The 25,277-nt window shown below is 66.9% G+C and carries 22 protein-coding genes and 1 tRNA gene; 16 read left to right on the top strand and 7 right to left on the bottom strand.

Annotation, left to right across the window (positions count from 1 at the left end; genetic code table 11):
* Positions 1-17: 17 nt before the first annotated feature.
* Positions 18-2,351, top strand: coding sequence for an NADP-dependent malic enzyme (locus QM741_RS07910; RefSeq protein WP_415207169.1), 2,334 nt, complete (start codon positions 18-20; stop codon positions 2,349-2,351).
* Between the two features lie 53 nt (positions 2,352-2,404).
* Complete coding sequence (locus QM741_RS07905; RefSeq protein ID WP_415207168.1) at positions 2,405-2,809, top strand: cupin domain-containing protein; 405 nt, start codon at positions 2,405-2,407, stop codon at positions 2,807-2,809.
* Here QM741_RS07905 and QM741_RS07900 read toward each other — a convergent pair.
* From QM741_RS07900 to QM741_RS07880, 5 genes are read right to left on the bottom strand one after another with little or no spacing between them, the layout of a single operon-like run.
* Positions 2,802-3,503, bottom strand: a complete 702-nt coding sequence (locus QM741_RS07900; protein ID WP_415207167.1) for a class I SAM-dependent DNA methyltransferase — start codon at positions 3,501-3,503, stop codon at positions 2,802-2,804. The two genes, QM741_RS07905 and QM741_RS07900, sit on opposite strands and share 8 nt — an antisense overlap.
* Positions 3,504-3,514: 11 nt before the next feature.
* The gene (locus QM741_RS07895) at positions 3,515-4,978 is read right to left on the bottom strand and encodes an efflux transporter outer membrane subunit (RefSeq protein WP_415207166.1); all 1,464 of its coding nucleotides are present in this window, start codon (positions 4,976-4,978) and stop codon (positions 3,515-3,517) included.
* Entirely contained in the window at positions 4,968-5,984 is a 1,017-nt protein-coding gene (locus QM741_RS07890; protein ID WP_415207165.1) for an HlyD family secretion protein, read from the bottom strand. The genes QM741_RS07895 and QM741_RS07890 overlap by 11 nt, the downstream gene beginning before the upstream one ends.
* A 10-nt stretch (positions 5,985-5,994) precedes the next feature.
* Positions 5,995-6,192: a DUF1656 domain-containing protein gene (locus tag QM741_RS07885; RefSeq protein WP_415207164.1), complete on the bottom strand. Its 198-nt coding sequence runs from the start codon at positions 6,190-6,192 to the stop codon at positions 5,995-5,997.
* A complete protein-coding gene (locus QM741_RS07880; RefSeq protein ID WP_415207163.1) occupies positions 6,182-8,311 on the bottom strand; it encodes an FUSC family protein in 2,130 nt (709 codons plus the stop codon). The genes QM741_RS07885 and QM741_RS07880 overlap by 11 nt, the downstream gene beginning before the upstream one ends.
* A 110-nt stretch (positions 8,312-8,421) precedes the next feature.
* Here QM741_RS07880 and aceE point away from each other — a divergent pair, with 110 nt between their 5' ends.
* The 5 genes from aceE to QM741_RS07855 all read left to right on the top strand — a co-directional run bounded on the left by aceE (position 8,422) and on the right by QM741_RS07855 (position 16,433).
* Positions 8,422-11,112, top strand: coding sequence for a pyruvate dehydrogenase (acetyl-transferring), homodimeric type (gene aceE, locus QM741_RS07875; RefSeq protein ID WP_415207162.1), 2,691 nt, complete (start codon positions 8,422-8,424; stop codon positions 11,110-11,112).
* A gap of 23 nt (positions 11,113-11,135) precedes the next feature.
* On the top strand, positions 11,136-12,266 hold the full coding sequence (locus tag QM741_RS07870) for an alkaline phosphatase family protein (protein ID WP_415207161.1): 1,131 nt from the start codon (positions 11,136-11,138) through the stop codon (positions 12,264-12,266).
* Between the two features lie 198 nt (positions 12,267-12,464).
* Entirely contained in the window at positions 12,465-14,123 is a 1,659-nt protein-coding gene (locus QM741_RS07865) for a Wzt carbohydrate-binding domain-containing protein (RefSeq protein WP_415207160.1), read from the top strand.
* Between the two features lie 10 nt (positions 14,124-14,133).
* Complete coding sequence (locus tag QM741_RS07860; RefSeq protein ID WP_415207159.1) at positions 14,134-14,796, top strand: class I SAM-dependent methyltransferase; 663 nt, start codon at positions 14,134-14,136, stop codon at positions 14,794-14,796.
* Between the two features lie 92 nt (positions 14,797-14,888).
* Complete coding sequence (locus tag QM741_RS07855) at positions 14,889-16,433, top strand: glycosyltransferase family 2 protein (RefSeq protein WP_415207158.1); 1,545 nt, start codon at positions 14,889-14,891, stop codon at positions 16,431-16,433.
* A gap of 4 nt (positions 16,434-16,437) precedes the next feature.
* On the opposite strand, the gene QM741_RS07850 is transcribed toward QM741_RS07855, so the two are convergent.
* Positions 16,438-16,767: a hypothetical protein gene (locus tag QM741_RS07850; RefSeq protein ID WP_415207157.1), complete on the bottom strand. Its 330-nt coding sequence runs from the start codon at positions 16,765-16,767 to the stop codon at positions 16,438-16,440.
* 278 nt (positions 16,768-17,045) lie between these two features.
* On the opposite strand from QM741_RS07850, the gene QM741_RS07845 reads away from it, so the two are divergent.
* From QM741_RS07845 to QM741_RS07830, 4 genes are all read left to right on the top strand, one after another.
* Positions 17,046-18,023 carry a biotin--[acetyl-CoA-carboxylase] ligase gene (locus QM741_RS07845; protein ID WP_415207156.1) on the top strand — a complete coding sequence of 326 codons (978 nt, stop codon included), beginning with the start codon at positions 17,046-17,048 and terminating at the stop codon, positions 18,021-18,023.
* Between the two features lie 29 nt (positions 18,024-18,052).
* Entirely contained in the window at positions 18,053-18,826 is a 774-nt protein-coding gene (locus QM741_RS07840; protein WP_415207155.1) for a type III pantothenate kinase, read from the top strand.
* A 50-nt stretch (positions 18,827-18,876) separates the two neighbouring features.
* Positions 18,877-19,542, top strand: coding sequence for an SPOR domain-containing protein (locus tag QM741_RS07835; RefSeq protein WP_415207154.1), 666 nt, complete (start codon positions 18,877-18,879; stop codon positions 19,540-19,542).
* Positions 19,543-19,622: 80 nt separating this feature from the next.
* Positions 19,623-19,698 (top strand) — tRNA-Thr (locus QM741_RS07830).
* A 14-nt stretch (positions 19,699-19,712) separates the two neighbouring features.
* On the opposite strand, the gene QM741_RS07825 is transcribed toward QM741_RS07830, so the two are convergent.
* Entirely contained in the window at positions 19,713-20,900 is a 1,188-nt protein-coding gene (locus QM741_RS07825) for an FAD-dependent oxidoreductase (RefSeq protein WP_415207153.1), read from the bottom strand.
* 230 nt (positions 20,901-21,130) lie between these two features.
* Between QM741_RS07825 and QM741_RS07820 the strand changes: the two genes are divergently transcribed.
* The 5 genes from QM741_RS07820 to QM741_RS07800 all read left to right on the top strand — a co-directional run bounded on the left by QM741_RS07820 (position 21,131) and on the right by QM741_RS07800 (position 25,190).
* A complete protein-coding gene (locus QM741_RS07820) occupies positions 21,131-21,904 on the top strand; it encodes an SDR family NAD(P)-dependent oxidoreductase (RefSeq protein ID WP_415207152.1) in 774 nt (257 codons plus the stop codon).
* A gap of 99 nt (positions 21,905-22,003) precedes the next feature.
* A complete protein-coding gene (locus QM741_RS07815; RefSeq protein ID WP_415207151.1) occupies positions 22,004-22,531 on the top strand; it encodes a cupin domain-containing protein in 528 nt (175 codons plus the stop codon).
* 13 nt (positions 22,532-22,544) lie between these two features.
* Positions 22,545-23,363 (top strand): acetoacetate decarboxylase family protein, encoded by an 819-nt coding sequence (locus tag QM741_RS07810; RefSeq protein WP_415207150.1) that lies wholly within the window; start codon positions 22,545-22,547, stop codon positions 23,361-23,363.
* Between the two features lie 7 nt (positions 23,364-23,370).
* On the top strand, positions 23,371-24,756 hold the full coding sequence (locus QM741_RS07805; RefSeq protein ID WP_415207149.1) for an FAD-binding oxidoreductase: 1,386 nt from the start codon (positions 23,371-23,373) through the stop codon (positions 24,754-24,756).
* Positions 24,753-25,190 (top strand): VOC family protein, encoded by a 438-nt coding sequence (locus QM741_RS07800; protein ID WP_415207148.1) that lies wholly within the window; start codon positions 24,753-24,755, stop codon positions 25,188-25,190. Before QM741_RS07805 ends, QM741_RS07800 begins: the two co-directional genes overlap by 4 nt.
* Positions 25,191-25,277 lie beyond the last annotated feature (87 nt).

Raw genomic sequence — 25,277 nt, 5'->3', positions numbered from 1 at the left:
TCGCCGGGGATTCACGCATGTCGAACACGAAAGACGCCAAGCAGGCCACGCTCGATCTGAAGCAGGCCGCGCTCGACTATCACCGCGCGCTGCCGCACGGCAAGATCAAGGTCACCGCGACCAAGCCGATGGTCACCCAGCGCGACTTGTCGCTGGCCTATTCGCCGGGCGTGGCGGCGGCCTGCGAGGCGATCGTCGCCGACCCTTCCGAGGCGTCCAAAGTCACCGCGCGCGGCAACCTCGTCGCCGTGATCACCAATGGCACGGCCGTGCTCGGCCTCGGCGCGATCGGCCCGCTCGCGGCCAAGCCGGTGATGGAAGGCAAGGGCGTGCTGTTCCAGAAGTTCGCCGGCATCGACGTGTTCGACATCGAGATCAACGAGCGCGACCCGGACAAGATCGTCGACATCGTCGCCGCGCTCGAACCGACCTTCGGGGGCATCAATCTCGAGGACATCAAGGCGCCCGAGTGCTTCGAGATCGAGCGCAAGCTGCGCGAGCGCGTGAAGATTCCGGTGTTCCACGACGACCAGCACGGCACGGCGATCATCGTCGGCGTCGCCGTGATCAACGCGCTGCACATCATCGGCAAGAAGATCGGCGAGGTGAAGCTGGCCGCTTCGGGCGCGGGCGCGGCCGGCATCGCCTGCCTCGACATGCTCGTGCGCCTCGGCGTGAAACCGGAGAACATCCTCGTCAACGACAAGGATGGCGTGCTCTACAACGGCCGCCCCGGCCTGTGCGGCGAGCTCGAACGTTACGCGCGCGACACGCGCGCGCGCACGCTCGGCGACATCGTCAACGGCGCCGACGTCTTCCTCGGCGTCTCCGCCGGCGGCGTGCTGACGCAGGACATGGTGAAGACGATGGCCGACAAACCGGTCATCCTGGCCCTGGCCAACCCGACTCCCGAGATCCTGCCCGAGCTGGCCAAGGAAGTGCGCCCCGACGCGATCATCGCGACCGGACGCTCGGACTATCCGAACCAGGTCAACAACGCGCTGTGCTTCCCGTACATCTTCCGCGGCGCGCTCGACGTCGGCGCGACGACGATCAACGCGGAGATGGAAGTCGCCAGCGTGCACGCGATCGCCGAGCTCGCACGGCGCGAAACCTCCGACGTCGCCGAGCGCGCGTATTCGCTGGGCGACAACCACCTGACCTTCGGCCCGGAATACCTGATCCCGCAGCCGTTCGATCCGCGCCTGCTCGTCTCTGTCGCGCCCGCCGTGGCGCGCGCGGCGATGGAATCGGGCGTGGCGACGCAGCCGATCACCGACCTGCGCGCGTACACCGAAACGCTTTCCCAGTTCGTGTTCCGCACGACGGCGCTGATGAAGCCGCTGTTCGACCGCGCCAAGGCCGACGTCAAGCGCATCGCGTTCGCCGAAGGCGAAGAGGACACCGTGCTGCGCGCGGTGCAGACGATCGTCGACGAAGGCCTCGCCAAGCCGATCCTGATCGGCCGCCCGGCCGTGATCGAAAAACGCATCCAGCGCCTCGGCCTGCGCATCCGCGCGGGCGAGCATTTCGAGCTGACCAACGTCGACGACGATCCGCGCTACGACGAATACTGGAACTACTACCACAAGCTCAACGCGCGCCGCGGCACGACGCCGGCGCTGGCCAAGGCGATGATCCGCACGCGCGTGACGCTGATCGCCGCGATCATGCTCTCGCGCGGCGAGGCGGACGGCATGATCACGGGCCTCGTCGGCACGTACCAGTCCAAGCTCAACTACATCCGCAACGTGCTGCCGCTCGACGAGGGCATCCACGCGCCGTCGGCGATGACCGCCGTGCAGAACGATCGCGGCGCATTCTTCTTCATCGACACGCACGTGCAGCCCGATCCGACCGCGGAGCAGTTGGCCGAGGCGACGCTGCAGGGCGTACTGCGCCTGAAGATGTTCGGCATCAAGCCGCGCATCGCACTGCTTTCGCACTCCAATTTCGGCAGCCACGCCACGCCCAATTCGCTGAAGATGCGCCGCGTGCTTGAACTCGTGCGCAAGGCCGACCCGAACCTGGAGATCGACGGCGAAATGCAGGCCGACACCGCGCTCAACGAAGCGGTGCGCCAGCGCATCTTTCCCGAGTCGACGCTGACGGGCACCGCCAACGTTTTCGTCTGCCCGAACATGGACACGGCCAACGTCGCCTACAACGTCGTCCGCCAGATGACCAACGGCGTCGCGATCGGCCCGATCCTGATGGGCATCTCCAAGCCCGCCCACATCCTCACCCCGGTCTCGACCGTGCGCCGCGTCGTCAACATGACCGCGGTGGCCTGCGTCGAGGCGCAGATTCGCGCGCAGCTCGAAAACACGCCGCCGAACAAAACGGCGTAGCCGGAGCTTACCGCAGCGGTCGCCGATTCCCGATCGATCGATGGAGGAATGCCATGAACCGAATGCACAAAATCGCAACGATCGCCGCCGCACTCGCGTTCGCCTGCCTCGCGCCGGCGCTGCACGCGGACGAGGCGCCGAAGATCCAGCGCCAGATTCTGCTCAAGGATGACTTGAGCATCGCCGGCCACGAAGGCGTGATGGTGCGCGTCGAAATCCCGCCCGGCGCGGCCGAGGGTTATCACACGCATCCGGCCGACGTGTTCGCATTCGTCCTCGAAGGCGAGGTCGTGCAGGAACTCGCCGGCAGGCCGACCGTTACGCTCAAGGCGGGCGACGTGTTCCACGTGCCGGCAAACGCCGTGCATCAGGCGACCAACAAGGGCAGCGTGCCGGCGAAGATCGCGGTGGTGTTCGTCGCCGAGAAAGGCAAGCCGCTGACCGTGCCGGTCAAGTAGGTGCTCGACTCTTTTCGGCGACGGCGATGAAACCTGCGATCTGGCGCTCCGCTTCGAGGCGCAGCGCGATGTCCTCGAACGCGCATCCGGCAAAACCCGCCTTGCGGCACAGACCGGCCATCGACGCGCGCGAGTGCGCGTAACGCCCGCTTGGACGCAGTCGCAGCGGCCCTTCGGAAGCGTCGGCTTCCTCACAGGAAAAGATCATCATGCCGCCCGGCCGCAGGGCGCGAAAGGCCGCGGAAATCAAGTCGGACACATCGCCGATGTAGATGAACACGTCGCATGCGGCGATGCCGTCGTAGCGATCGGCCGGGGTCTCGCGCAATTCCGCCAGCGCGTCGCCCTGGCGCAATGTGTCGTAGATGCCGAGCGGAGCCGCCTGGTCGAGCATGCGCGCCGAGAGATCGACGCCGACGAGCGCGCCGTCGATGCGGCCGAGGCACAAGCCGAGCAGGCCGGTGCCGCAGCCGAGGTCGAGCAGGTCGAGCTTGCGGTCCGGGTGGCGTGCGAGCACGAGATCGGCGACGCGATCCGGCACGCGGTATTGCAGGCGTCCGACCAGATGCTTCTCGAAACGCGCGGCGAGGCCGTCGAACAATTCGGCGACGAGCGCGGCGGGCTGCGTCGGCGGTGACTCACCGCGTGCGACCGCCTCATGGAATCGGCGAACGGCTTCGTCGGGATGCGGCATGGAAATCCCGATCAATCCTCGCCGGCGGCGGCCCGCTTGCGTTCGCCGCCATTTTCCTGAAATCCGCCGCCGAGCGCATCGATCAATTGCACCGAGACGTCGGCTTCGCGGCTGCATAGCGCGGCGAGGTTTTGTTCGGCGGCCAGCAACTGGTGGCGCACGGTCAGCGTATCGAGTTCGGTGCCGAGGCCGCTCTTGTAGCGCAGCGTAGCGTCGTCCCATGAGCGCCGGGCGTTTTGCAGCACCTTGTCCTGGATCTGCAATTGCGCGCGGATCGATTTCAGCCGCGAAAGCAGTTCGGCGACTTCGTTGAGCGCGCGCACGACGGCGACGTTGTAGCCGGCGACGGCGAAGTCGTATTCGGCGTCGGTCGCGTCGAGCTTGGCGCGCAGACGGCCGCCGTCGAACACCGGCATCGACACCGCGCCGGTGATGCTGTAGTTGCGCGCCGGCAGATTGAACAGGCTGTTGTTCGGCCCCAGCGAGATCAGGCCCGCGAGCACGTCGATGTCCACATTGGGCAGGAATTCGGTCTTCACGGCGTCGATGCTGCGCGCGGCGGCCTCGACGCGCCAGCGCGCGGCGACGAGATCGGGGCGACGGCCGAGCAAGTCGACCGGCAGATTCGCGGGCACGGCCAGCGCGAGCGGTTTCAGCGCGTCGGGCTTGGCGAGATCGAGTCCGCGGTCGGGCCCCTTGCCGAGCAGCGTCGCCAGCGCGATGCGCGCCGCGTCGATGGCTTCGTCGGCCTGGGCGACGCGCTGGTCGGCGATGCCCGCCTCGGTGTCGACCTGATGCTGCGCGTCGGACGTGCCGAGCCCGCTCTTGATGTACAGGCGCGTGAGTTCGCGGATGCGCGCGGTGCGCTCGAGGTCGCGCTGCGCGATGTCGTGCTGGACGCAGGCTTCGCGCAGGCGGATGTAAGCGCGTGCGACGTTGACCGAAAGCCGGACGCGCGCCGCGCGGCGATCGATGTCGGCAGCGCGGCTGCGGCCGAGCGCGGCTTCCCATGCCGCGCGCTTGCCGCCCCACAGATCGAGGCCCCAGGAAAAATCGAGACCGATCGTTCGCTCCCACGCAAACGTGCCGGTGGCCTCGGGCAGGACGAGCCCGGCTTCGTGGCGCGACAGGTACGCGCCGGTGACCGCGCCGTCCGCGCCGACGCCGGGCCCGCGCGCGGCATCGAGCGCCTCGACCTGCGCACGCGCGCCGCGCGCGCGCGCGTCGACCTCGGCGAGGCCCGGATTGTCGCGCAGCGCTTCGTCGATCAGCGCCGTCAGATGTTCGTCGCCGATTGCGCGCCACCAATCCTGCGCGGGCCACGCCGCGGCGCTGACCGGCACCTCGGTAAGGCTGCGCTCGGCGTGCAGCGCCGCCGCGTCCAGTGGCTTGCCGTCGGGGTGAATGCCCTTGCTGGAAACGCAGGCGGTCAACACCGCGGCCAGCGCGCAGCCGGCGAGGCGGTCAACGCGCATGGTCCGCACTTCCCGGCTCGACGACGACGGTCGCGGTCATGCCGGCGACGAGCGCCATGCCGGCCGGCATCTGCGCCGGATCGATCGCGATGCGCACCGGCACGCGCTGCGCGAGCCGCACCCAGTTGAACACCGGATTGACGTTGGCCAGCAGGCCCGCGCCGCTCGGGTTGTCGCGGTCGGCGATACCCCGCGCGATACCCACCACTTTCCCCTTCAGGCGAATGCCGTCCGCGAGCAGACGCACGTCGACCGCGTCGCCGACGTGCAGATACGGCAGCTTGGTTTCCTCGAAGTAGCCGTAGAGATAGAAGCCGTGGCTGTCGACGAGCGCCATGCGCGGCGCGCCGGCGCTGGCGTAGTCGCCGACGCGCACGAGCACGTTGGTGACGTAGCCGTCGACCGGCGCGCGCAGCTCGGTGCGATCGAGATCGAGTTGCGCCTTCTTTACCGCCACCTCGGCCTGGGCCACCGCGGCGAGCGCCTGCTCGTGCGCGGCCTCGACCTGCTGCTGCGCCGCCTCGGACTGGTGCAGGTTCGCTTCGGCGACCTTAGCCGCGGACACGGCGTTGCTGCGCGACTCGTCCGACACGACCGTGCCGAGCGGAACCTGCAGGCGCCGCTGCGCCTGCGCCTGCGCGTTGCGGTATTCGGTGCCGCGCGAAGCCAGCGCGGCCTTGGCCGCGGCCATGTTCGCCTCGCTCGCGCGTTCGCTCGCCTGGGCGGCGGCGAGGTTCGCCTGCGCCTGTTCGAGCGCGAGCCGATAGCGCTCGGGATCGATCACCATGAGCACGTCGCCCTTGCGCACGAACTGGTTGTCCTCGACGCGCAGCTCGCTGACGAAGCCGGCCACGTCGGGCGCGAGCTGCACGACTTCGGCGCGGATGCGGCCATCGCGCGTCCACGGCGAATACATGTAGTGGTGCCAGAACGCGTAGCCGATCAGGGCGGCGACGAAAACGATGGTCACGGTGAGGGCGAGCCGGATCAGCGAGGCGGTTTTCATTCTGCGGGTTTCAATAGAGGATCAGGCCCAGCGTGCCGAACGCGATCACGAACACGGCGACGCGCACGAGCGAAGGATGCCAGACGTAGCGGTACAGGTCGAAGCGGCCGGCGATCCAGTCGAGCAGCCAGAGCAGCGCGACCATCGCCAGAAACAGCAGCAGCAGGCCCGGCACGAGTGCGTCGCCGAGTTGGATTTCACGCGGCATCGGGATTCTCCTTCGATTCGCCGGCGTCGTGGCGGTACTCGGCGACCACCGACGCCGTGTCGAGCATGGCCAGGCGCAGCAGGTGCAGATGCACGCGCACGGCGTCGGTCTGCGCGTCGGGCGCGGCCGCCTGCACCGTGTCGATCGCCGCGACGATGATTTCGTTGGCCGCGCGGTAACGCTGCGCATCGGGCCGTTCGTAGAACTGCGCCAGCGCACTCACCGCCGCCTCGACCGCCGCCGCGGCCGGCGGCGCGAGGCCGACCGCGGCCTGGCGCAGTTCGATCAGCGCGCGACCGGTTTCGTGCACCGCCAATCCCCAGGCGAGCGGATCGAGTCGCCCGGCCTCACCGCGGCCGGCGCTGGCAGTGATCTGCTGCTGCAGGTCGCGCACGGCGCTCTCGAAGCGGTGCAGCAGCCCGGCCAGCGGCGCGCGCGCGGCGACGGCGATCTGGCCGCGCAGGCGCGCGAACTGCCGGCGCTGGAACCAGGCGCTGCCCGAATGCGAAGGCAGCAGGCGGAACGCCAGCGCCGCCACGGCGACGCCGGTCAATTGCGCGATCGCGTCGTTGAAGAAATGCGCCGCGTCGTAGCTCATCGCATTGGTCAGCGCGAGATTGGAAATGAAGCTGATGCTGTAGCCGGAGCCGATCGCGGCCAGGGTCGGGCGCGTCATCAGGTAGAAGCCGATCATGAACATCGGCAGCGACGTCGCGATCAGCAGACCGTAGCCGCTGACCTGGCTCATGGCGAAGAATTCGGTGAAGAAGCTCGCGACGACGCCGCCGATCCAGCCGATCAGCAACTGGTTCGTCGCACGCACCGGATCGGGCGACGAGGCATAGATGCTGGAGAAAATGGCGGCGATCAGCATGGCGCCCGCGCCGGACGGCCACGCGCTCTCGATCCAGAACAGCCCGAGCGCGAGCATCGTCAGCGTGCCGCGCAAGCCGCTCACGAGCGCGCCCGCGACGTCGTTGCTGCGCACGAAGCGCACGCGCTCGGTCATCTGAGTGACGTGCGGCGCGCGCAGTGCGAGCGCCACCTGCGCATAGCGGTAGAGCTCGTCGACGAGGCGCAGCAGGAGGACATTGCCGGTATCGAAATCGGCCGTTTCCGCGCCGAGGCTCGCACGCGCGCGTTCGCCGCGCTCGGCCACGCGTGGGCGTGCCGCTTCGAGACGCGGGATCAGCAGCGGCGCCATCTTCTCGACGTCCGCCGGCACGTCGAGCGCCTCGCCGAGCAGACGGTATTGGACGGCGAGTTCCGCGGCCGCGCGCGCGTGGCCGATGCGGCGCAGCCGGTCGAGCAGGCGATGCAGCGATTGCAGGCTCGTCGAGGCGGCCATGAACAGATGATTGAATGCCCGCAGCAGCTCGCTGCGCGCGCGTGTGACCGGGTCTTCGAAGATGACCGAGCTGCGCAGGTCCTCGAGCGCGATCGCCTCGCGCATCGAGCGCAGGTGCGCCTGCTCCACCGCCGCGCCGTCGGCGTCGCCGCGCGCCGCGCCACCGACGAAACGCATGAAGTGCTGGAACTGGGTTTTCGCCGACTGCAGCAGCGTGTCGCGCAGGCGCGTGGGGAACACCGTGTCGCTGACCACGCCGGTGACGAGGATGCCGAGCAGCACTTCGCTGATGCGCGCGACCGCGGAGTCGAAGATGTACAGAGGATCGGCGATCGCCGGCAAGGCGATGACCGAGGCGGTGTAGCCGGACAGCACGAAACTGTACGCGGCGAAATTGCGGAACAGCGTCGCGCCGCCGGCGCAGATCCCGATCCACAGCGCCAGCGCCGCCAGCAGGAACGCGCGCTCCTGCGGGAACAGGCCCACGAGCAGCAGCGCCGCCGTGGCGCCGACCAGCGTGCCGATGGCGCGATAGAAGCTCTTCGCCAGCACCATGCCGGTCTGGCGGTTGGCCATGATCGCGGACGTCATCATCGCCGTGCCGGGTTGCGGCAGAGCCAGGCGCATGGCCAGCCATCCGGTCAGGTAGAACGCGATCGCGGTGCGCAGCACGAACAACCACGCGGCGCGTTCTTCGCGCAGCGTGTCGAGCGCGATCCGGGTATATGAGGGGGCCGCGTCGGCGTCGGTAAGCGTCGTCACGGCGGTCATTCTAATTGCTCTTTCGGGCAATTCGACGTCTAGCCAAGGGAAGGATAAACTCGCTACAGGCCTGCGCCGACAGGCGTCATCGCGCACCCAGCAGAACCGGAGGGAAAGACATGAACAAGCTCGACGATATTCTCAATCAGGACATCGATCCCACCGAAACGCGCGAATGGACCGAGTCGCTCGATGCGGTGATCGGCGCCGACGGCCCCGAACGCGCCCATTTCCTGCTCGAGAAAATGGTCGACGCGACGCGGCGCGCCGGCGGCCACCTGCCGTTCCAGCCGACCACCGAGTACATCAACACGATCCCGCCGCACCTGGAGGCGAAGAGCCCGGGCGATGCGGAGATGGAGTGGAAGATCCGCTGCCTGGTGCGCTGGAACGCGATGGCGATGGTCGTGCGCGCGAACCGCAAACCGGGCGAACTCGGCGGCCACATCGCGAGCTTCGCTTCCTCGGCGACGCTGGTCGACGTCGGCTTCAACCACTTCTGGCGCGCGCCGAGCGAGAACCATCCGGGCGATCTGATTTTCCATCAGGGCCATGCCAGCCCCGGCGTCTACGCACGTTCGTTCCTCGAAGGCCGCATCGACGAGGATCGGATGGATCTGTTCCGCATGGAAGTCGCGGGCAAGGGCCGCGGCCTGTCCTCGTATCCGCATCCGTGGCTGATGCCGGACTACTGGCAGGCGCCGACCGTGTCGATGGGCCTGGGTCCGCTGCAGGCGATCTACCAGGCGCACGTGATGCGCTATCTGGAAAACCGCGGGCTGATTCCCAAGAGCGACCGCAAGGTATGGTGCTTCATCGGCGACGGCGAATCGGACGAACCGGAAACCCTCGGCGCGATCGCGCTCGCCGGCCGCGAGAAGCTCGACAACCTCATCTTCGTCGTCAACTGCAACCTGCAGCGCCTCGACGGGCCCGTGCGCGGCAACGGCAAGATCATGCAGGAACTCGAAGGCGTGTTCCGCGGCGGCGGCTGGAACGTGATCAAGCTCGTCTGGGGCAGCTACTGGGATCCGCTGCTCGCGCGCGACACCAAGGGCGTGCTGCGCAAGCTCATGATGGAAACGGTCGACGGCGAATACCAGGCGTGCAAGGCATTCGGCGGCGCGTACACGCGCGAGCATTTCTTCGGCAAGTATCCGGAGACGGCGGAGATGGTGCGCAATCTCTCCGACGACGACATCTGGCGCTTGAACCGCGGCGGCCACGATCCGCACAAGGTCTACGCGGCCTATCACGAGGCGGTCAACACGCAGGGCATGCCGACCGTGGTTCTCGCCAAGACGGTCAAGGGCTACGGCATGGGCGCCTCGGGCGAGTCGCTCAACCCGACCCACCAGCAGAAGAAGCTCGACAACGAGGCGGTGCGCGCGTTCCGCGACCGCTTCCGCATCCCGATCGCGGACGACAAGGTCGACCAAGTGCCGTACTACCATCCGGGCAAGGACTCGCCGGAAGTGAAGTACATGCTCGAGCGCCGTGCCGCGCTCGGCGGTTTCCTGCCGCAGCGCCGGCGCAAGAGCGAATCGTTCAAGGCGCCCGATCTCGCCGCGTTCGAGCAGATCACCAAGGGCACGGGCGAGCGCGAGATCTCGACGACGATGGCCTTCGTGCGCGGCATCAACCTGCTGCTGCGCGACAAGGGCCTCGGCCAGCGCGTCGTGCCGATCGTCGCCGACGAGGCGCGCACGTTCGGCATGGAAGGCATGTTCCGCCAGATCGGCATCTACGCGCCGTTCGGGCAAAAGTACCGTCCGCAGGATGCGGACCAGCTCATGTACTACCGCGAGGACATCAAGGGCCAAGTGTTGCAGGAGGGTATTACCGAACCGGGCGCGATGAGCGCGTGGATAGCCGCGGCGACGAGCTACTCGGTCAGCAACGTGCCGCTGCTGCCGTTCTACATCTACTACTCGATGTTCGGCTTCCAGCGCATCGGCGACCTGGCCTGGGCCGCGGGCGACATGCGCGCGCGCGGCTTCCTCGTCGGCGGCACCGCCGGCCGCACCACGCTCAACGGCGAGGGCCTGCAGCACGAGGACGGCCACAGCCATCTGTTCGCCGCCAACATCCCGAACTGCAAGGCCTACGATCCGACGTTCTCGTACGAAGTCGCCGTGATCATGCAGGACGGCATCCGCCGCATGATGCAGGAGCAGGAGGACGTCTACTACTACGTCACCGTGATGAACGAGAACTACGCGCACCCGGATCTGCCGAAGGGCGTGGAGGAAGGCATCATCAAGGGCATGTACCTGTTCAAGGACGCCGGCAAGCCGAAGAAGAACGAGCCGCGCGTGCAACTGTTCGGCAGCGGCACGATCCTGCGCGAGGCGATCGCCGCGGCGGAATTGCTGGAGAAAGAGTTCGGCGTGACGGCCGACATCTGGAGCTGCCCGTCGTTCAGCGAGCTGCGCAAGGACGGCTTCGACGCGGAGCGCTGGAACCGCCTGCACCCCGAGGACAAGCCGCGCGTTCCCTACGTGACGCAATGCCTGGCCGACCGCGCCGGCCCCGTCGTCGCCGCGACCGACTACGTGCGCGAATACGCCGACCAGATACGCGCGTTCATGCCGGATGGGAAAAAGTATACCGTGCTCGGCTGCGACGGCTTCGGCCGCTCGGACACGCGCGACAACCTGCGCCGCTTCTTCGAGGTCGACCGCTACTACATCGCGCATGCGGCGATCGCCGCGCTCGCCGCCGAGGGCAAGATGAGCGCCAAGGACGTCGCCCGCGCGATCAAGACTTGGAAGATCGATGCGGACAAGCCGAATCCGTTGACGGTGTGATCTTGCGCATGCGGGGCAATGCCATGAGCATCCGTCGTCCGTTCGTCGTTTCGTGCGCATTCGCCGCGGCGGTGCTGGGCGGCTGCGTTTCTCCGCCACCGTCGCGGAACGTGCCCGCGCAGACAGCGGACGTACCTGCACGGATCGGCCGCGTATTCGTGATCGTGTTGGAGAACAAGCCGTTCGACACAACCTTCGGAACGAATTCGCCGGCACCCTATCTGGCACATGAACTCGTTCCGCAAGGCGCCCTGCTGCGCCAGTACTTCGCCATCGGCCACTTCAGCCTGGACAACTACATCGCGATGATCAGCGGTCAGGCGCCGAATATTGCGACTCAGGGAGATTGCGGCGAATACAGCGAATTCGTCGCCTCCGATCCCGTACCGGACGCCAACGGCCAATTGCGCGGCAAGGGTTGCGTCTATCCCGCCTCGATCAAGACGGTGGCCGACCAGATCGAGGCCGCAAACCTCGACTGGAAAGGCTACATGGAGGACATGGGCAACGATCCCGCCCGCGAAGCGGCGTCCTGCGGCCACGCCAAAATCGGGACGAAGGACCCGACCCTCGGAGCGGAAAAGAACGATCAATACGCCGCCAAGCACGATCCGTTCGTCTACTTCCATTCCATCATCGACGACGAACCGCGTTGCGAGCGGCATGTGGTCAACCTCGACAAACTCCCACACGACCTCCAGCGCGTGGAAACGACGCCGAACTACGCCTTTATCACGCCTAACCTGTGCCATGACGGCCACGACGAGCCGTGCGTGAACCGCGAGCCGGGCGGCTTGGTATCGGCCGACGCCTTCCTGCGGCGCTGGGTTCCGCGCATTCTCGAATCGCCCGCGTTCAAGCACGACGGTTTGCTCGTCGTCACGTTCGACGAAGCCCTGGCCAACGACAGCCGCGCATGTTGCGGCGAAGCGGGTTTGCCGGGCAACAAGCCGGGGTTGAACGGTCCGGGCGGCGGCCGCATCGGCGCGCTGCTGCTTTCCCCGCGCATTCGCCCCGGCACCGTTTCCGACGTGCCGTACAACCACTACTCGCTGCTGCGCTGGACGGAAGACAACTTCGGCTTGCCGCATCTGGGCTATGCCGGCACGCCCGGGCTGGCCACGTTCGGTGACGATGTTTTCGGCAAGCGTTGAGCCTGCGCCGCTTTTTCGAGATCGAATGTCATCAAAGGCGGACCACTACCCGACGGACACCAAGGTAGCATCGCGAAATCACTCCGTGTTATATACCCCCGTGCGGCCGCACGGCGGCACGTACCGATCGCCTCTCAAGAAAGGCGACGGCATCGTCGGGGCAATCAGCGGTCGGGGCAGGAATCGGGGTCGGTTCGGGTGGCAAGTTCGAAGATTCTGCATTTTCATATTCCGAAGACGGCGGGAACGGCACTGCGCGAGTATTTCTGTCGCCAGATCGGGGACGAGCGCGTGTCTCCGGGGCTGGTCGGCATGCGTTTGCGCGAGGCAGTCTCCAGATACTCCCGCTTCGACGTCATCAGCGGGCATTTTTCCCTGTACCAAGGGGATGTGTTGCCGGGCGATCGGCTCAACCTCACCGTGGTGCGCGACCCGGTAGACCGGTTTCTCTCCGATTTCTTCTATAAAAAAGCGGCGTTGAGCACACAGCCGAGCGTCGTGCTTCGCCGCGAGTTGAGCCTCGATGAATATATCGAGGACGCGCGCAATTCGGGCAACATCGATTTCCTCCCTCAAATTGCGATGCTTTATCCGCTCGCATCCGATCCGCATGCGTCGTTGACGATGGATGAAAAGGCGCTGGCGGCAATTCGATCCCTGGATCGATTCGATCTGGTGGGAACACAGGAGGAAATCGAAGATTTTGCGCACATGATCTGCGCGCAAACGGGTTGGCTGCAGCAGCCTGTTCCGCGCTCGAACGTCACCGCCAGGCGCATGACGGTCGAAGACTTGCCCCCTGCGCAAAGAACCGCGATAGAACGTCTGTTGAAACTCGAAATCGAGTTCTACCGCTGCGCAAGGGAGAGATTCCGCGGCGACCGCCGTGCCTGCATCTGCGCCCGTGCAGCAAGCACGAGCATCCCCGCCGCCGCGAACGAACCACCCGGGAACGCTCCTGCAAAATCGAGCGACTTCGGCGATCGCCGCTGCGAAGTGCTGACAGTGGAAATTTCCGGCGAGATATCCGGTCCGGGACCGTTCTTGACCGGCGAGCGATTGAACCTGGACATTCGTTTTGCGGCGCACGAGGCCATCGATCATCTCAATGTCGGCATTTCGATACGGGACGACAGCGACCTGCTGGTGTACGGCACGAACTCGCGCCTTCTCGGCAACGACTACACCGTCGGTCCCGGCGAATACAAGGCGCGATATTCCTTCTTCAATCGACTGGGTATCGGTCGCTACCGCCTCGGCTGCTCGCTGTTGCCCACCGGGTCGCACCACGAGGGCTGCTACCACTGGAAGGACGACGCGGCGGTGTTCGATATCTACGAAAACGCATTCGCTTCGTTCGAAGGCCGGTTGCTGCTCGACACCGATTTCGAACTCGTGCCGCTATCGACGAATCCCGGCCCCACCTCGATAATGGCGGTTCCCCTGCACCCGGAGTTGAGAACCTTCGGACACATAAACGGACCTTTGCAGGAGTTCCTGTCCGCGATCGAGCCTTTGGCGCCGATGGAAAATTTGCCTGCCGGCATCGACGTACTCGTTCCCCTGCGTCTGAGCAATCCCGGCGAAGAAACCTGGAAGACGACCGGCCGCTATCCGGTTCGCCTGAGCTACCGCTGGTATGGCGCGGCCGGAGAACTACTGGTCGCCGATGGCCTGCGTACCACGCTGCCGATGGACATGGAACGCAGCCAATCGGTCACGCTGCCGCTGCAATTGCGAGTACCGACCGCTGCGGGCACCTACACTCTGGTGGTCTCCCTGGTGCAGGAAGCGATCGCATGGTTCGTGGAACGGAACGCCAAGTCCTGCTACACGTGCACCGTTGCAGTGGCATAACGTTTCCGCCGTGAACCGGGCATCCCCCCGCCTGACTGCCACAGCGTATCTTCCGCAGCGCCGGTATTACTGGTACGCGCGCTGCAAACTGGCAAGTGACCCGGTCTACGACGGCGTGGGCACCGCGCTGCGCGGCACCGACGCGCCGCTGCTCGACCTCGGCTGCGGCATCGGCTTGCTCGCACACACGTTGCGTGCACAGGGCTTCGCGGGCTGCTACCTCGGCATCGACAACGATGCGGGGAAAATCGCCGCGGCGCAAGATGCCGCGGTACGCGCGAACCTGCACGCGACACACTACGACTGCATCGATCTTGCCAACGCCCCACTCCCGCCGCATCGCGGCAGCGTGGCCCTGCTCGACGTGCTGCAGTTCGTGCCGCCGCAGGCGGCGTCCGCACTTGTCGAACGCGCCGCGGCCTGCATCGCGCCGGGCGCGCGCCTCGTGATCCGCAGCGGACTCGACGACGCCGATGCGCGCACGCGCTTCACGCGTACGGTCGACGCATTCTCGCGCCGGGTCGGCTGGATGAACGCTGCGCCGAAGCAGTATCCGAAGCGCGCGGAACTCGCCGCGCAGCTCGCACGCTGCGGCCTGCTCGCGCACTTCGCGCCGCTGAGCGGACGCCTGCCGTTCAACAATTGGCTGATCGTCTGCGAGCGCGCTGCGTAGCAACCGGAGCAACCGCGACGACATCCGGCGCATACGCGAACGGCGCAAGTCCGCTATGCTTGCCCAGGTCTTTCGACCGGACAAGGTGGGCGATGGAAGCGGCGCAATGGCGCGCGGAATGGCTGGGCTGGAACGGCAGCGTGCTGCGCTGGCGCATCGCCGGCGACCTCGCCGGATTGCCGGCGACCGAACTGACGCTCGACGGCGTCGTCTTCGCGCGCTTTCCCGCATCGCACGAAGGCGAACGGGAGTTCGAATTCGAATTCCCGTGGTCGCCGAGCGGCCACGACGCATTGCATTTCGGCGTGATCGTGACGGACATTCACGACTCGCCCTACCTGCTGCCCGGCTGGGATGTCCGCCTCGGCGACCCGGCGGCGGCGCCCTCGACTCCGACTGCGCCCTGGGCACCGCGCGGTCTCGCCAAGCTGGCCGCCACGCCGCGCCTGCCGGTCGCGCCGCTACCGGAATTGCCGAGGATCAGCGTCGTCGTTCCGATCCACAATTCGCCCCACGCGGTGAAAAACTGCATCGAGTCGCTGCTGCGCCATTCGCCAAACGCACGGTTGATCCTGATCGACGACGCCAGCACCGATACGCACATCGCACCGATTCTCGATGCCGCGGCGAAGCACCGGCAAGTGCATGTCCACCGCAACGAGCGCAACCGCGGCTACACCGCCAGCGTCAACATCGGCATGCGCCTGGCGGGCGGCGACGACGTGGTGCTGCTCAACAGCGACACCGTCGTCGGGCCACGCTGGCTTGCGGCACTCAAGATCGCGGCTTACGGCGCGGACGACATCGGCACGGTCACCGCGGTGTCGGACAACGCCGGCGCGTTCAGCGTGCCCGAACTCGAACGCCATTGTCCGATTCCCGCGCGCTGGACGCTCGTACAGGCGCAACGCGCGCTGTTGCAACAGGCCGGCACGCGCTATCCGCAACTGCCCACCGGCAACGGCTTCTGCATGTACGTCAAGCGCGTGCTGATCGCGCGCGTCGGGCCGATGGACGAAGCCGCATTCCCGCAGGGCTACGGCGAGGAAAACGATTTCTGCCAGCGCGCGGAGCGCGCCGGCTATCGAAACATCATTGCCGGCAACGTGCTCGTCCACCACGAGCGCAGCGCGAGCTTCGGCGACCAGCGCCGTGCGGCGCTCGGCGCGCAGGGCATGGCCGTGCTGCGCGAGCGTTATCCGCACTACGAACGCGAAGTCGGTGCGGCGCTGTGGAGCTTCGAGCGCCGCGTGCTCGACTGGCGCGTGCGCCGCATTTACGCCGACGGCGATGCCACCCGCGCGAAGCCGCCGCCGAAACCGCGCCTGCTGCTCGCGGCCGATCCGCAGGACACCGCGACGGCCAAGCTTCTCGCCACGCTCTCGCGCAGCCAGGAATGCTTTCTGCTGCGCAACGACGGCGATCGCGTCGGCCTGTATCGGCTTGAGGGCGTTTCATTGCACGCCGAGGACGGCGTCGAAATCGGCCGCGATGCCGATGCGCTCGCGCGCGTCGAAACGCGCCTGCGCGAATGGCTGGTCGGTTATGCGATCGAATCGGTACACGCGCGCGGCAGCGCGGCGAGCGACCGCTGGCTTGCCACGCTCGCGGCGGAGTTCGACATTCCGACGCTGTGATCGGCTACTTGATGACGCCGGGCAGGAACGACTGCCAGCGCAATCCGCGCCGGCGCGTGCCGGCGGCAACGCCGTCGCCGAGATTGTTGCCCGCGTCGTCATTGGACACCGCGGCCCCGGCCGTCACGGCAGGCTGGGCCTTAGCCACGTCGGGCCCGGGCGCCGGCGCCGGTTGCTTGGCGGGCGTCGGTGCGGACTGCACCGTCGCTGCCGCCACGGTCTGCTGCTTGGTCGTGCCGATGCCATCGGCATCGCAACAAAGCGCTTTCGTCGAATGGAACCCGGCGACGAAAAAGATCGGCAAGACTGCGAATACGACGTTGCGTCTGGACATGGGGTCACCGGTGATTCGATCTTGCTCAAGTGGACGATGGTCGCATGCCCGCAACGGCGGCGCCAGTGCCTTGCGAACAGTGTCTTGCGAAAAACTTCAGCAGCAATCGTGCCAGGGGAAAAACCCTTTTCGATCAATGCCGGGGCACACAGCCACCGCCTGTCCGCCTGTCCGCAAACGGACATCCGGACAGGCGAGGCCAGCGGCCGATACAGATGCCGCCACGGCGCCAACGGTTGCATCGCCGGGGCGTCGCGACGATGCACTATGATCGGCGGATGGCCATCGAACCGCACGCCCTGCTCGCCGCGCTGTCCGCGGACCGCACGCTGTCGGGCGCCGAACTCGCGCGACGGCTCGGCGTGACCCGCGCCGCCGTGTGGAAGCAGATGGAACAGCTGCGCGAACTTGGCGCACCGATCGAGGCCGCGGCCGGCCGCGGTTACCGCCTCGCCTGGCCGCTCGAACTGCTCGACACCGGCCGCATCCGCGACGGGCTCGGCGCGGCGACGCGCAAACGCCTACAAACGCTCGCCGTGCACTGGCAGATCGACTCGACGAGCACCGAATTGCAACGCCGCGCCGCGGCCGGCTCCGACATGATCGAAGTCTGCCTTGCGGAGACGCAAACCGCCGGCCGCGGCCGGCGTGGCCGCGCATGGCAATCGCCGCTCGGCGGAAACCTGTACTTTTCCCTGCTGCGCCACTTCGAGGCGGGCATGGCGGCGCTGTCGGGACTGAGCCTCGTCGCCGGCATCGCCGTCGTCGACGCCTTGGCCGACTGCGGCGTTGCCGGAGTCGGGCTCAAATGGCCGAACGACGTACTCGTCGACGGCCGCAAGCTCGCCGGCATCCTCGTCGAACTCGGCGGCGAATTCCTTGGCCCCTGCCACGCGGTGATCGGCATCGGCATCAACCTGCGCTTGCCGCCGCAGGCGCGCGCGCGCATCGACCAGCCCGCGATCGACGTCGCCGCCCTCGGCGGCGAAATGCCTTCCCGCAACCGGCTCGCAGCCTGCCTGATCGAACGCCTCGTCGCGGCGCTCGACCGCTTCGAAATGCAGGGCTTCGCCGCCTCGGTCGAAGCCTACGCACGCCACGACTTGCTGCGCGATCGCCCCGTGCGGGTGCTCGCGACAGGCTCGGCGCACGACGGCGTGGCCGCCGGCGTCGATGCGCGTGGCGCGCTGATCGTGCGCCACGGCAAGACGGTAACGCATTACGACAGCGCGGAAGTATCCGTCCGCGCCACCTGAGAAAACCGGATTCGCAAACCTCGCATCGCATGAAACTCCTGATCGACCTCGGCAATTCGCGCCTCAAGTGGGCGCTGTGGGACGGCGCGCAACTGCATCGTGGGGCAACGCTGACGCATGCGCACACGAACCAAGGCGAAGCAGCCGACGACACGGCCGCGAAAGTAGATTTTTCTTCGTTGTGGAAAGATATACCCGACGTAGATACGGTCTGGATCGCATCGGTAGCCGCCGGCTCTCTCGAACAGGCGCTGACCCGGTCGCTCAACGCGCATTTCGCCGCGCCGGTGCGCCACGCGCGCAGCCCGGCCGCGGCCTGCGGCGTGCGCAACGCCTACTCGGCGCCCGCACGGCTCGGCGTCGATCGTTTCCTCGGCATGGTCGCCGCACATCGCGAATCGGCGGGCGCCGCGGTGATCGCAAGCTGCGGCACCGCACTCGCGCTCGACGCGGTCGACGCCGACGGCAGGCACCTCGGCGGCCTGATCGCGCCCGCACCGTCGCTGATGCGCCAGGCCCTGCTCGAACGCACCGCACGCCTCGGCGAACTGGCCCCGGCGCCGATCGTCGAATTCGCCGACACCACGGCGGCGGCGGTCGAATCGGGCACCTGGCTGGCGGCGGTCGCGCTGATCGAGCGCTTCGCACGCCGCGCACAGGGCGCATTCGGCACGGTACCCGCGCTGATTCTCTGCGGCGGCGGCGCCAGACGCCTGGCGCCGCTGCTCGAACTCGAACACCGCCACGAACCCGACCTCGTCCTGCGCGGCCTCGCCCACTTCGCCGACGCGGACGGAAAGTGATCGCCGTGGCCGGCTGCTAGAATCCGCGCACTGCCGCTCCGCCCCGCACGATGTTCGTTCGCGTTCTTTTCCTGCTGCTGCTTGCGCTCAACATCGGCGCCGCGTGCTGGCTGTATTTTGCCCAGCGCGCGCCGGTCGCCGAAGCGCCGGCCGCCGATGCCGGCGTGGCCAGGCTCGTGCTGCTCAGCGAACTCGACCACAGCACCGCACCCGACGCCGCGACGCCGACGCCACCCAAGCGCGACGCCGATCCGAAAAAGGAAACCTGCCTGTCGATCGGCACCTTCGCAACGCAAGCCGACGTGCGTGCCGCGATAAAAGCGCTGACGCCGCTCGCAGCGCGCATCCAGTTCCGCGAAACGCGTGCCACCGAGGTGCGCGGCTACTGGGTCTACCTGCCCGCGCCGGCCAACCGCGAGCGCGCGCTGGACATCGCGCGGCAGCTTTCGAGCAAAGGCATCAGCGACTACTACGTCGTCACCGCGGGCGAACAGCCGAACGCGATCTCGCTCGGCCTGTTCCGCGAGCAGGGCAACGCCGAGAAGCGCCTCGGCGAGATCCGTTCGCTCGGCTTCAGGCCGGAGATGACCCAGCGCAGCGACGAAGTGCCGATTTACTGGATCGACATTGCCCGGAACGGCGACGATGCATTCGACTGGCGCGCCCACGTGCCCGCGCGCAGCGAATTGCACGCGCAGCCGATCGATTGTTTTTGAGCGGCGGGTTTCGTGCGAAAATGCGCAACGCTGGAACCGCACCGTCGCGCCGGCCGGCCCCATGCGGATTCCCCATCGTCGCCGCTTTAGCTCAGTTGGTAGAGCAACCGCCTTGTAAGCGGTAGGTCGTCCGTTCGATTCGGACAAGCGGCACCAATAAAACCCGTGGATCAGATCGGCGCACGCAGGATCTGCAGCGACTCCGACATCAGCCGGCTGTGTTCGAGCGGCGATCCATGGTTCATCTCCAGTTCGCCCAGCTTCACCGAGTTCTCGACCACGTGCCGGCAACGGTCGAAGCGGCGCGCGGTGAAGCGCGACAGCGCCTCGTCGATGCTGCCGCCCTTGCCCAGTTCCTCGACCACGACCAGGCCGTCCTCGATCGCCATGCCGGCGCCGGAAGCCAGATGCGGAGTGGTGCCGTGCGCCGCGTCGCCGATCAGCACCACGCGACCGCGATGCCACGGCGGCGGCAGCAACTGGATCTCCAGCGGCTTGTAGTTGATCGAGCCGGCATTCTCGCCCAACACGGTTTTGCGTATCTGCGGCACGAAACCGCCGAAGCCTTCCATCTTCGCGTACAGCCGCTGCCGCTGCTGCTCGGGCGTCAGCCACGGATTCTCCGGATCGGCATAGAGCAGGAACATGTACATGTGGGTCGACGACACCGGGTTGAATCCCACCTTGATGTCGGGGCCCATGAAGAAATGCGAGCGATCGAAGCCCTCCGGCCGGCGCGCCAGCAGGCGGAAAACCACCTGGCCGGTGAAGCGTGGCTTGGCCGCGTCGGGGAACAGCCGCTCTCGGGTCTGCGAGTACAGGCCGTCGGCACCCACCACCAGGTCGTAGCGGCGCTGGCGGCCGTCGCTGAGCCACACCTGCATGCCTTCGTCCTCCTCGCGCATGTCGGTCGCGCTGATGCCCAGATCCACTTCCACTGCGTCCCGCAAGGTGCGGCGTGCCAGAATGCGGTGCAGTTCCGGACGCAGGATGCCACCGGTGGCCGGCAGGCCGTCCTCCAGCGGCGGGATCGACATCTCGGTCAGCAGGTTGCCCTCCTGGTCGTGCAATTTGGCGCCGCTCCAGGTCGCGCCGGTCGCCAGCACCTCGTCGAGCACGCCCACGCTGCGCAAGGCGCGCAGGGTGGGGCCGGTGATGGTCAACCCGGCGCCGTAGGAGCGCCAGTTCTGGTCGATGTCGATCAAGTGGACGTCCACGCCGGCCTTGCGCAGTTGCAGCGCGCACGACATGCCGGCCACACTGCCACCGACGATCAACACCGTGCGGATGGAAGAGGCGGGCGTGGACGCGACCGGCCATTGCGCTTCGGGCGCACGCGGGTTCGTGATCTGGTTCATCAGGCAGGTCTCTTTCCGGCCGGAATTCAGCCGCTTTATCTATGCAAGGCTAGGTCGTGCGCGCCGATGTGAGAAGCGGCTTCTCGCGATTGCTTGCATTGCGCGCGGCGATGCCTGAATCGGGATGTCGGCCAGGCAAGGCTTGCGCACTGCGGCTTGATTTATTCCCTGACGGGTGAATATATTCCGACGCATGTCCGGCCTGAAGCTTACCTGCCCATGGAGCCCCCATGTCCCAACGCCTAGCAAACAAGATCGCCCTGGTCACCGGCATCGGCGGCGGCATCGGCCGCGGCTGCGCGCTGATGTTCGCCCGCCACGGCGCCACCATCATCGGCTGCGACATCAACCCGGCCACCGCCGCGCAGACCGTCGCCGATGCCGCCGCCGAAGGCTTGACCATCGACAGCATGCATCCGGTCGATCTCACCCAACCGAACGACGTCAAGCGCTGGATCGAACGTGCCGCCGGCAAGCATGGACGCATCGACGTGCTGCTCAACGCCGCGGCGATTCCGCCACACATGGCGCGCATCGAGGACATCGATTACGAACGCCAATGGACGCCGACGATGGTCGGCGAAGCGGACGTGGTGGTGCTGGCCTGCCACTACGCCTGGCCGTGGCTGAAGGCCAGCGGCAAGGCCTCGATCATCAACTTCGCCTCGGTCAACGCCTTCCGCGCCAGTACTCACTTCGGCATGGGCCCGCACTGCGCCGGCAAGGCCGCGGTGCTGGCGCTGACCCGGCAACTGGCGATCGAAGGCGCGCCGGCGATCCGCGCCAACACCATCTCGCCGGGCATGGTGGTGACCCCGGCCACCCAGTCAGCCGGCGCCAGCACCGACGGCGAGATCCGCGAGCGCATCCTCGCGCGGGTGCCGATGAAGCGACTCGGCCAGCCCGAGGACATCGCCTGGGCGGCGGTATTCCTGGCATCCGACGAATCGGGCTGGGTCACCGGCGCCAACCTGCCGGTCGATGGCGGGGTGATGGCCAACTGACTGAGGCATGGCGGGCAAGGCGCCGGCTTGCTGCGCCGCAACTTTAATTCCCTTTCTTGATAATTTAGCGTCGCTCCTCCCTGTCCGCGAAAAATGCCGATGACCAAGCCAGCCCGCCGCGTGGTGACCGGACACGATGCCACCGGAAAATCCGTCGTCCTCCGCGACGGCATGCCGCCGAACGTGCACAACAAGGGCACGGACGTCGATTTCATCGAGATCTGGAACACCGAAGGCGCGCCGGCCCCGCTGCATGCCGACGAACCGGAACCGACCGCCGGCCCGATGAAGCTGCCGCCGGCGCGCAACGGCACCAAGGTGCGCTTCAACGACTTCTACCCCGGCCACATCAAGAAGCTGCCGCCGCGCGCCGATGGCCGCCACCCGATGATGCACCGTACCCGTTCGGTCGATTACGGCATCGTGCTGGAAGGCGAGATTTACCTGATCCTCGATGACTCGGAAGTGCTGCTGAAGGCCGGCGACATCGTCGTCCAGCGCGGCACCGACCACGCCTGGGAAAACCGTTCCGATCGCGTGTGCCGGGTCGCCTTCATCCTGGTCGGCGCCGAATTCAGCCCGGAATTGCGCGCGGTGCTGCCCAACGAACTCGAATTGCGTACCTAAAAGGAATTCCATCATGAGCTTCGACCCCAAACGCGGTTCCTACTACCGCATGCCCGTGTTCTTCGGCCCGACGCCCGGCCCGCGCCAGTGGCCGCCCGGCCTCACATGCGATTTCGAGAAGACGCCCAAGCGCAAGGCCATCGCGGTGCGTTACCTGACCGACGCCGTCAAGCTCGCCGCGCACCTGCCGGACTGCTTCGAGATCTGGGGCGAGCCGGTGGTCACCGTCGAGATCACCTACATGTGGGAACTGGCGTGGCTGGCCGGGCGCGGCTACAACATGGGCGACATCAAGATCCCGGCGATCTTCAAGGGCAAGAACGGGCCGATCCATGGCACCTTGCTGATGGTGCGCTTCGAGGACCTGGCCGACCCGATCCTCAGCGGCCGCGAGGAATTGGGGCACAACAAGCTGTGGTGCGAAATGCCGCCGCTGCGCTACCACGAAGGCACCGTCGCCACCCGGCTGAGCTGGCTGCACCATCCCTTCCTCGAAATCTCGGCGTGGGATTTGAGCGACGCGCCGGCGCCAGCGTCCGACCCGCTGCACAAGGGTCTGCTGTCGTACAAGTACCTGCCGCGCACCGGCGAATGGGGCACCGCCGACGTCGAATACGCCACGCTGACGCCGCCGGCGTGGAGCGGCCGCGTCACCCATCGCCAGACCGGCAAGGGCAAGGTCGAATTCCTCGAATCGAAATGGGAAGACCTGCCCACGCTCTATCATCTGGTCAACGCCATGCACGCCCTCCCGATGCTGGAACCGCGCGGTGCGGTGGTCTATGAAATGGAAGGCGGGGCCAGTGGCGACGAGACCCATATCATCGAATGAGGCGTTGATGTCCGCTCCGTTTCCCACACGCGATTTTACTGCCAGCGGCGATCCGGTCACGCACCTCGGTGCGCGCCTGCTGCGCCGTGGCGAGGATGGTTTCGACGCGGCAGTCGCCGCCGCCGTGTGGCGGATGAACAAGCCCGCGCGCACGCCCGCCGCGGTGGTGCTGGCGCAGGACGAAGCTGACGTGGTCGCAGCGATGCGACTGACCAAGGCCGAAGGCCTGCAAGTCGGCGTGCGTTCCGGCGGTCATAGCTGGACTTCACCACATGTGCGCGACGGCGCGCTGCTGCTCGACGTCTCGCGCCTGAACAATTTCAGCATCGACGCGGACACGATGAGCGCGTGGGTGCAGCCCGGCCTGAAGGGGCGCGTGCTCAACGAGGCGCTGGGCGAACAAGGCCTGATGTTCCCCGGCGGCCACCACAACAGCGTCGGCTTGGGCGGCTTCCTGCTCGCCGGCGGCTGGGGCTGGAACATGCGCCGCTGGGGCAACGGCGCCGAACAAGTGCTGGCCGCGCGCATCGTCACGCCCGACGGCGAAGTCATCGAAGCCGACGCGAACCGCAACGCCGACTGGTACTGGGCGGTGCGCGGCGCCGGCCCGGGCTTCTTCGGCGCGGTGGTCGGCTACACGCTGCGCATCCATCGCCGGCCGGCGCACATCACCCGCAACGTGATCGTGGTCGGCGAAGACCAGCTCGACGCCGCCCTGACCTGGCTGCGCGCGCAGGCCGAGCACGTGCCGGCGCACCTGGAAATGTTCGCCAACGCCGCCTGCTTCGACGAAAACGGCGAGTGCACCCCGCTGAAGCTGTCGTTGGTGGGCATTTCCTTTGGCGAGAACGATGCCGAGACCGAACAATCCGCCGCATTGTTCGACATCTGCCCGGTCGCCGACCAGGCCAGCGTGCGTCTGCGCGCAGCGCCGGTCACCCTGGGCGAACTCTACGAAATGGCCAGCGAGGCCGATCCGGAAGGCCTGCGCTTCGCCTGCGACAACATCAACACCAACGCCCCCGCATCCGAACTGGTGCCGGCGGTGCGCGAGCTGTTCACCACCCTGCCCACCCCGCGCAGCCACATCTACTGGCTGAACTGGGGCAAGCCGCGCCAGCGCGAAGACATGGCGCTGTCGATGCAGTCCACGGTCTACATCGCCGTGTACACGCTGTGGGATGACCCCGCCCAGGACGAGGCGATGACCCGCTGGCCGGTCGAGCAGATGCGCAAGCTCGAATCCCTGGCCTGCGGCGCGCAGACCAACGACGAGAACATGGCACGGCGGCCGGCGGCCTATTTCAGCGAACAGGCACGCACCCGCCTCGAAGCCTTGCGCCAGCGTCACGATCCGCAGCACAGGTTCGTCTCGTTCCTGGAGCGTCCATGAGCCAGCCGCTGCAATTCTGGCACCACCACGCCGGCATCAGCGTGCCGGACTTGGAGGCGTCGATCGCCTGGTATCGCGACGTGCTCGGCTTCGAGTTGCTGCGTCGCTTTCACATGCCCTCGATCCCGGCCGACGTGGCGATGCTCGGCAACGGTCCGATGCACATCGAAGTCTTCCAGTTGGCCGATGCCGCGCCGCTGCCGGAGGACCGGCGCGTGCCCAACCTCGACCTTCGCACGCACGGCACCAAGCACTTCAGCTTCGCGGTCGACGACGCGCGCGTCTTCGCCGAGGAACTCGAGCGCCGCGGCGCCGACATCGTCTGGGTCAAGACCTTCCCGCAGGGCATCAACGTGTTCATTCGCGACAACAGCGGCAACCTGATCGAGTTCGTCGAAAAGCCGCGCCCCGAATCCACCACCGGCACGCTCTGAGCAACCATGCTGCGCTGCATCTTGCGCGTCGGCATTGGCCGCTTCATATTTCCTCAATTAAAGAATATAGGATTGCCGCACGGACGA

It is taken from the genome of Rudaea sp. (assembly GCF_047601565.1).
GTDB lineage: Bacteria > Pseudomonadota > Gammaproteobacteria > Xanthomonadales > Rhodanobacteraceae > Rudaea.
Note: the sequence above shows the minus strand (reverse complement) of the source record. Positions and strands in the feature narration are given on the sequence as shown.